The 7308-nt window shown below is 27.9% G+C and carries 9 protein-coding genes; 8 read left to right on the top strand and 1 reads right to left on the bottom strand.

Features of this window, described 5'->3' with window-relative positions; translation table 4 throughout:
* Positions 1–63: 63 nt before the first annotated feature.
* Complete coding sequence (locus ACXX84_RS01780) at positions 64–396, bottom strand: hypothetical protein (protein ID WP_458572783.1); 333 nt, start codon at positions 394–396, stop codon at positions 64–66.
* Positions 397–591: 195 nt separating this feature from the next.
* On the opposite strand from ACXX84_RS01780, the gene ACXX84_RS01775 reads away from it, so the two are divergent.
* Genes ACXX84_RS01775 through ACXX84_RS01740 form a run of 8 tightly spaced genes read left to right on the top strand, consistent with a single transcriptional unit; the run spans position 592 to position 7304 of the window.
* Entirely contained in the window at positions 592–1647 is a 1056-nt protein-coding gene (locus tag ACXX84_RS01775; protein ID WP_436358720.1) for a phospho-furanose lactonase, read from the top strand.
* A gap of 23 nt (positions 1648–1670) precedes the next feature.
* Complete coding sequence (locus ACXX84_RS01770) at positions 1671–3404, top strand: PTS ascorbate transporter subunit IIC (protein WP_436358719.1); 1734 nt, start codon at positions 1671–1673, stop codon at positions 3402–3404.
* Between the two features lie 51 nt (positions 3405–3455).
* Positions 3456–3752, top strand: a complete 297-nt coding sequence (locus ACXX84_RS01765; protein ID WP_436358718.1) for a PTS sugar transporter subunit IIB — start codon at positions 3456–3458, stop codon at positions 3750–3752.
* A complete protein-coding gene (locus tag ACXX84_RS01760) occupies positions 3752–4231 on the top strand; it encodes a PTS sugar transporter subunit IIA (RefSeq protein ID WP_436358717.1) in 480 nt (159 codons plus the stop codon). Before ACXX84_RS01765 ends, ACXX84_RS01760 begins: the two co-directional genes overlap by 1 nt.
* 10 nt (positions 4232–4241) lie before the next feature.
* Positions 4242–4898: a 3-keto-L-gulonate-6-phosphate decarboxylase UlaD gene (locus ACXX84_RS01755; RefSeq protein ID WP_436358716.1), complete on the top strand. Its 657-nt coding sequence runs from the start codon at positions 4242–4244 to the stop codon at positions 4896–4898.
* Positions 4873–5748 carry an L-ribulose-5-phosphate 3-epimerase gene (locus ACXX84_RS01750; RefSeq protein WP_436358715.1) on the top strand — a complete coding sequence of 292 codons (876 nt, stop codon included), beginning with the start codon at positions 4873–4875 and terminating at the stop codon, positions 5746–5748. Before ACXX84_RS01755 ends, ACXX84_RS01750 begins: the two co-directional genes overlap by 26 nt.
* Positions 5741–6454 carry an L-ribulose-5-phosphate 4-epimerase gene (locus tag ACXX84_RS01745; protein WP_458561101.1) on the top strand — a complete coding sequence of 238 codons (714 nt, stop codon included), beginning with the start codon at positions 5741–5743 and terminating at the stop codon, positions 6452–6454. The genes ACXX84_RS01750 and ACXX84_RS01745 overlap by 8 nt, the downstream gene beginning before the upstream one ends.
* Positions 6438–7304 (top strand): HAD family hydrolase, encoded by an 867-nt coding sequence (locus ACXX84_RS01740; protein ID WP_436358713.1) that lies wholly within the window; start codon positions 6438–6440, stop codon positions 7302–7304. The genes ACXX84_RS01745 and ACXX84_RS01740 overlap by 17 nt, the downstream gene beginning before the upstream one ends.
* Positions 7305–7308: the final 4 nt, after the last annotated feature.

The following is a 7308-nucleotide window of genomic DNA, read 5'->3' as shown; positions in this document are numbered from 1 at the left end:
TAAAAATTCCTAATATAAAGGAATTTACTGTATTTTTAGGAATTTTCAAGTTTATACATATTTTTAATCTATTTCTGCTATTCATCTGTTTGTTAGAATAAATGCAGCTATTCAAACAAAGGGAATAACTGCAGCAAGAATTCAAGCAGTTTTAGCTTTTGCTGCACTTGGGTTATTAAATATAACTGATAGTTTTAATGTTAATAAAAATAAAAACACCAAATAAGTAATATAAATAGCAGAAGTTACCAATAAAAACAAACCTTTGAAAGCTAGTGCTCATAAATTAAAAAATAAGAAAGAAAATGTTATTAAAAACATTAAAACTATATTTACTATTGATAATATGAAACAAGTTAAATTATTTTTTCTAATTTGTTCTTTTTCAAATGACATTATTTTCTCCTTTCAAGATTTATATATCAATAAAAACATTATACAGTGAAACAAAAAAAAAAAAAAACGAAGCAAAAAATAGAAAATTTTAAGCGTTTTTACGCTTTTTGCCTTGCTGATTGAACTTTTATGAACTTTTTTGAACAAATATGAACAAATTAGTATATAATAAGATTGCAAAGAATTGGAGGAAAAATGAAAAAATTTGCTAGAACAGTTCTTGGAGATATTGATCCAAAAGAACTTGGAGTGGTAGATTGCCATGATCACCTTATAAAAAATTATGGACCAGAAGCACATGAACATCCTGATTTTGTTATGATGTCAGTTGATGCAGCATTAAAAGAAATGGATGAATTTGTTGCTAAAGGTGGAAAAACCATGGTAACAATGGATCCGCCTAATGTAGGACGTGATGTATATAAAATGTTAGAAATTGCTGAAAAATTAAAAGGCAAGGCAAACATTATTATGGCTACAGGATTTCATAAAGCAGCCTTTTATGACAAAGGAGCTTCATGATTATCACTAGCTCCAATTGATGATATTGTTGAAATGGTAAAAGCTGAAATTGAAGTTGGTATGGATGAAATGAATTACAGTGGACCTGTAGTTAAAAGATCTAAATCTAAAGCTGGAATTATTAAAGCTGGTACTGGATATGCAGCAATTGATAGACTAGAATTAAAATCTTTAGAAATTGCAGCAAGAAGCAGTATTGAAACAGGGGCTCCTATTTTAGTACATACACAATTAGGAACAATGGCTTATGAAGCAGCACAACACTTAATTGATTTTGGTGCTAACCCAAGAAAAATTCAATTATCACACTTAAATAAAAACCCAGATAAATATTACTATGAAAAAATAATCAAAGAATTGGGAGTTACTTTATGTTTTGATGGACCTGACAGAGTTAAATACTACACAGATGCAACTCTTGCAGAAAACATTAAATATTTAGTTGATAAAGGATACCAAAAACACATTACTATGGCTCTTGATGCAGGAAGAATTCTATATCAAAGACATTATGGAATTGAAAAAGGTAAACAAACATTTGGTTTAGGATATCTATTTGATAGATTCATCCCACTATTAAAACAAGTAGGTGTTAGTGATGAAGCAATTCAAGATATTCTTGTAAATAACCCAAGAGAAATTTTAACTTTTGATGAAAAAAGAACATATGATGTTTCAAAAGTTAATCCACGGGTATTAGAACTTAAAAAAGCTTTAAAAGTTAAATAATAAAAATAAAAGAAAGTAAAAAAATGATCGAAAAATTAAACAAAAAGAAAAAAACAGGTTTAATAGTAGGTTGAGTTGTTTTTGCAGTAATTAACTTAATAATTATTTTAACTACTTTATTAGTAAAAGCTGCAAATCACACAAATGCATGAAGTGGACAAGCATGATTAGATGCTTTCTTCTTCTTATTAAACAAAGTATATTTAGATAACTTCTTTAAACTTCCTGCCTTATTATTAGGTTCTTTAACTTTTGTTGGTTATCTAGTAATTGGTAGGGGTATTAGAGAATCCTTTATAGGTTTTCTAAAAACAGTTATAGGATTTATTTTATTACAAATAGGTTCTGGAACACTTGTTGGTTTAGCAAAACCTGTATTTAACGGAGTAAGTCACATTGGTGGAAATTCAGTAGGAATCGTTCCTTTAGACCCTTACTTCTCACTTGCTAGTCAGCAAGCCTTTTTCTCAGGAAAAGACTTTACTTCAAACTATGCATCTTTAATCTCATTTGCATTTATTTTAGGTTTTGTTGTAAATATTATTATGGTTGCTCTTAAAAAATGAACTAACACAAATAGTTTAATGATTACAGGGCACGTTATGTTACAACAAGCAGCCGTTGTTACAGCAATTTTCTATGCAATCTTATTTAGAGACTTTAGAATTTTTGATGGAACAATCACAGTTGGAGAACAAGTTGGATTAATAATTATGTCAGGGATTTTCCTTGGTGTTTATTGAGCTACTGCTTCAACTTCAACTGTAAAAGGAACAAATGTAGTAACACAAAATGCTGGATTTGCTGTTGGACACCAACAAATGTGAGCAATTGCTACTACATACAAACTAGGAAGATTTTTTGGAAACAAAAATGATTCAGCAGAAAATAAAAAATTACCTTCATATTTAAAAATATTTGAAGATAACATCTTTACACAAACAATAATTATTTTAGTATTATTTACAACATTATTTGTTATTTTAATTGCTGTAGATCATACAAAAGTTATTGAAAATGATTTAATTAAATTTACAAAAGATTATGCAATATGAAATAGTTCATTTGGTGGAGCTAACTTTGTATTAAATATCTTTGGTGGTTCTCTAAAAATAGTTGCTTCATTATTAGCAATTATTACAGGGGTTAGAATGTTTATAACAGAGTTACAACAATCATTCCACGGAATTAGTGAAAAAATAATTCCAGGAGCAGTTGTTGCGGTTGATGTTGCAGCTGTTTATGGATTCTCAATCAACTCTGTAACATTTGGTTTTTTATCCGGAGTAATTGGACAATTTTTAGGAGTAGCAATTGTTATTGGATTAGCAGCTATTCCAGGACAATCAGTTGTTTTTGTTGCAATTCCATTATTTATTACATTATTCTTTAACTCAGGTTCATTGGGAGTATACGCAAATGCAAGTGGTGGTTGAAAAGCGGCTTTAATCCTTCCTGGACTAATTGGTTTCTTAGAAATAATAATTATTTCCTTCGCAACAAGAGCAATTTCAAATGGATTTGGAACACATATCTCTCCAGTAGCAACTGGATATATTGGAATGGCAGATTGAAACTTATTCTTTGGGTTATTAATTTGAATTTCTTCATATCATATTGTTGTTGCTTGAATTTTAGTTTCTATAGCAATAATTGCTATGGTTGTTATGGGAATGATAGTAGATAACGGTTCACAAACAAAACCAACAATATTACAAAAAGTTCTAAAATTAAAACCAGCATTAGTGACAAACTAATTCTGAAAGGTTAGTTTATGCTAACCTTTTTTTAAAAGAAAAGAGGCAAAAATGAATAATAAAACTTTAAAAATTATAGCAGCATGTGGTAACGGAATGGGAACCAGTATGATTATAAAATTAAAAGTACAAAAAATTACAAAAGAATTAGGAATCGATGCAACCGTAGATGCTTTATCTATGGGACAATCAGTAGGAATGACTAATTCAGTTGATATCATTATTTCATCAAAACACCTATCAAGTATGTTTAATCACGATCAAAAAGCAAAAATTGTAGGTGTAACTAATTTAATGGATGAAAACGAAATAAGAGAAGCTATTAAATCCGCCTTGGAGATTCAATAATGGCAAAAATAAACCTATTAAATATTTTAAAAGAAAACGAAACAATTAATTTAAATTTAAGTGCAAAAGACTGAAAAGAAGCAGTGTATTTATCAATAAAACCATTAATTGATAAAAAAATGGTTGAGAAAAAATACTATGAAGCTGTTATTGAAAGCACACAAAAACACGGTCCTTATTATATTATTGCAGATAACTTAGCAATGCCACACGCACAAAGCGATGCTGGAGTTAATGAAAACAGTTTTTCATTAGTTACTTTAAAAGAACCAGTTTATTTTGAAAACGATTCAAGACCAGTTAGAGTTTTAATTGCTTTAGCAGCAACAAGTGCAGAAGTACACACTTCTGAAGCATTACCACAAATAGTTGCTGTTTTTGAAGATGAAAACAATTTAAAAGCAATAATGAACGCACAGACAAAAGAAGAAGTTTTAGAAATTATTTCAAAAACTGATTTTCAAAAATATTTACAATAAAAGGAGAAAAATGGCATTACCATTATTACAAATAGCTCTTGATAATTTAACAATTGAAGATGCTATTAAATCAGCAAAAAAAGCAGAAAAGTATATTGATGTTATAGAAGTAGGAACTATTTTACTTGCTTCTGAAGGGAAAAAAGCAATTAGTGAATTAAGAAAAGCTTTTCCTGACAAAATAATAGTTGCAGATGGAAAAATTGCAGATGCAGGGAAAGTTTTTGCAAAAATGTTTTTTGAAAGTGGAGCAGACTATGTTACTGCAATTTGTGCTGCAGAAAATGCAACAATGGATGAATTAGTAAAACTTTCACAAACATATGGGAAAAATAAAGAATTACAAATCGAAATGACAACAAATTTCACTTGAGAACAAGTTGAAAATTGAAAAAAATCTTTAGTTCCACAAATTGTTTGACACCGTTCAAGAGATGCACAAGCTTCTGGTGTAAATTGAGGACAAAAAGATATTGATACAGTTGCTAAATTAGCATCAATGGGATTTAAGGTAACAGTTACTGGTGGAGTTACTGTGGAAGATATTAAATTATTTAAAGATATTCCTGTATTTATTTTTATAGCAGGTAGATCTATTAGAGATGCAGAAAACCCAGAACTTGCTGCAAAGGAATTTAAAGATGAGTTTAAAAAATACTGAAACTAAAAAAAGATTTGTAGGAATATATGAAAAAGCAATTAACAATAAATTTGATTGAAGCGACAAAATAGATATAGCTAAAGCAGCTGGTTTTGACTTTATCGAATTTAGCGTTGATGAATCTGATTTTAGACTTGAAAGATTAGAATGGGATAACCAAAAAATTAATGATTTAAGAAAATTATTAATTGAAAAAGACTTTTATTTTAATTCCATGTGTTTAAGTGCACACAGAAGATTCCCTTTTGGTTCACAAAATAAAGAAACCAGAGAAAAAGCTTTTGAAATAATGGAAAAAGCAATAATACTTGCAAAAAAACTAGGAATTAGAATTATTCAAATTGCAGCTTATGATGTATATTATGAAACTTCAAATTCTAAAACTAAAAAAATGTTTATTGAAGGAATGAAAAAATGTGCTAAATTAGCACAAAAATACAGCATAACTCTTGCTTTTGAAACAATGGATACTCCTTTTGCAGGAACTATTTCTAAATGTTTATCTTTTTTAAAAGAAATAAATGAACCTAATTTCTATATTTATCCTGATTTAGGTAATTTAAATCAATTTACAAAAGATATAGAAAATGAAATATTTTTAGGAAGAGAAAAAATAGTAGCTTTCCACTTTAAAGACACTTTACCTACTAAATTTAAAGAAGTAGGATGAGGGAAAGGAACTGTTAATTTTGCTAAATCATTAATAGAGATAAAAAGAAATGACCTTAATGTACCTATTTTAATTGAAATGTGATCAAAAAATTTTCCAGATGAATCAAAAGAAAAAAACATTTATAAAATAAAAGGCGCTTTAGAATTTTATAAAAAACAATGAAAGAGAGCAAAAGGTGAATAAAGAAGAAATTGAATTATTAAAAAAAGAAGTTTATGATGCTAATATGCTTCTATATAAGTACAAACTCGCAATTCATACTTGAGGAAATGTTTCTGGAATCACAAAAGACAGAAAATATATGGTAATAAAACCTTCTGGAGTTAGTTATGAAACAATGACACCAGATGATATGGTTATTGTTGATATGGAAAATAATGTTATTGATTCTAAATTAAAACCATCTAGTGATACTCCAACACATACACTTTTATATAAAGAAGATAAAAATATAAAAGGAATTGTTCATACCCACTCACCATTTGCTGTTGGTTTTGCTCAAGCAGGAAAAGAAATTTCTTGTTTTGGAACCACACATGCAGATAATTTTTTTGGAGCAGTTCCTTGTACTAGAGAATTGTCAGATGACGAAATTAATGGAGCATATGAACATAATACAGGTTTAGTTATTATTGAACATTTTAGAAAAAATAAAATTGATTTTGCTTCAACAGAAGCGACTTTAGTAAAAGAACACGGACCTTTTGTTTGATCAATGGATAGTCCAAAAAAAGCAGTAGATTTAGCTTTAACTCTTGAAGAAATTGCTAAAATGGCAATTAATACTTTAATTATTGATCCACATAAAAAAGAAGCTAATAAAACCTTACAATTAAAGCACCATTCAAGAAAACACGGTCCAAACGCATATTATGGACAAAATAAGTAAGTTAAAAATCGAAAACATATTTTTTGATTTAGATGGAACTCTTTTAAATTCACAAAAGAAAATAACTAACAAAAGTATAGAAATTATTGAAAAATTAAGACAAAATAAAGGAATAAAAGCATCAATAATAACAGGAAGACCATATTATTTTGCAAAAGAAGAATACTATAAAATAAATTCTGATTTCCCCATTGTTAGTTGTAACGGTTCTTTAATTTATGATTTTAAAAAAGACAAAGTTATTTTTGAAAATCCTATTAATAAAGAAAAAACAAAAGAAATTTTTGGTATTTTAATTAAAAATAATATAACTTTTTTAATTTACACAACAAAGAAAATTTTTGGTTTTTACAGTAAAAAAGAGTTCCCGGAATGATTTAACTGATTAAAAAATACAGTTGATTCTAAAGAAGAAAAATATAGGTTTGATATCGTTTTTTCACAATACAACAATTTAAAAGAAAACTATTTTAATATTCAAAATCACAGCATTATAAAATTTTTAATTATTAAATCAGATTCTGAACCTAACAATATAACTAACTTCAAAAAAGAAATAGAAAAAGTAACCAATATTTATTTAATTAACTCTCAAGAAAAAGTCATTGATATAATGCCTGAAAATTCTTCAAAAGGAAAAGCATTGGAAATCCTTTCTAAAATAGAAAAAATAGATTTAGAAAAAACCTTGGTTTTTGGAGACCAAGACAATGATGTTTCTATGTTTGAAGTAGCTAAATTTTCAGTAGCAATGGGGCAATCAAAAGAAGAAATAAAGGAAAAATCAACCTTTACCACGAATAGTAACGATGAAGAAGGAATATATAATTTTCTTAGAAATTTAATATAATTTT

Source organism: Mycoplasma sp. AC157, from assembly GCF_054343415.1.
Note: the sequence above shows the minus strand (reverse complement) of the source record. Positions and strands in the feature narration are given on the sequence as shown.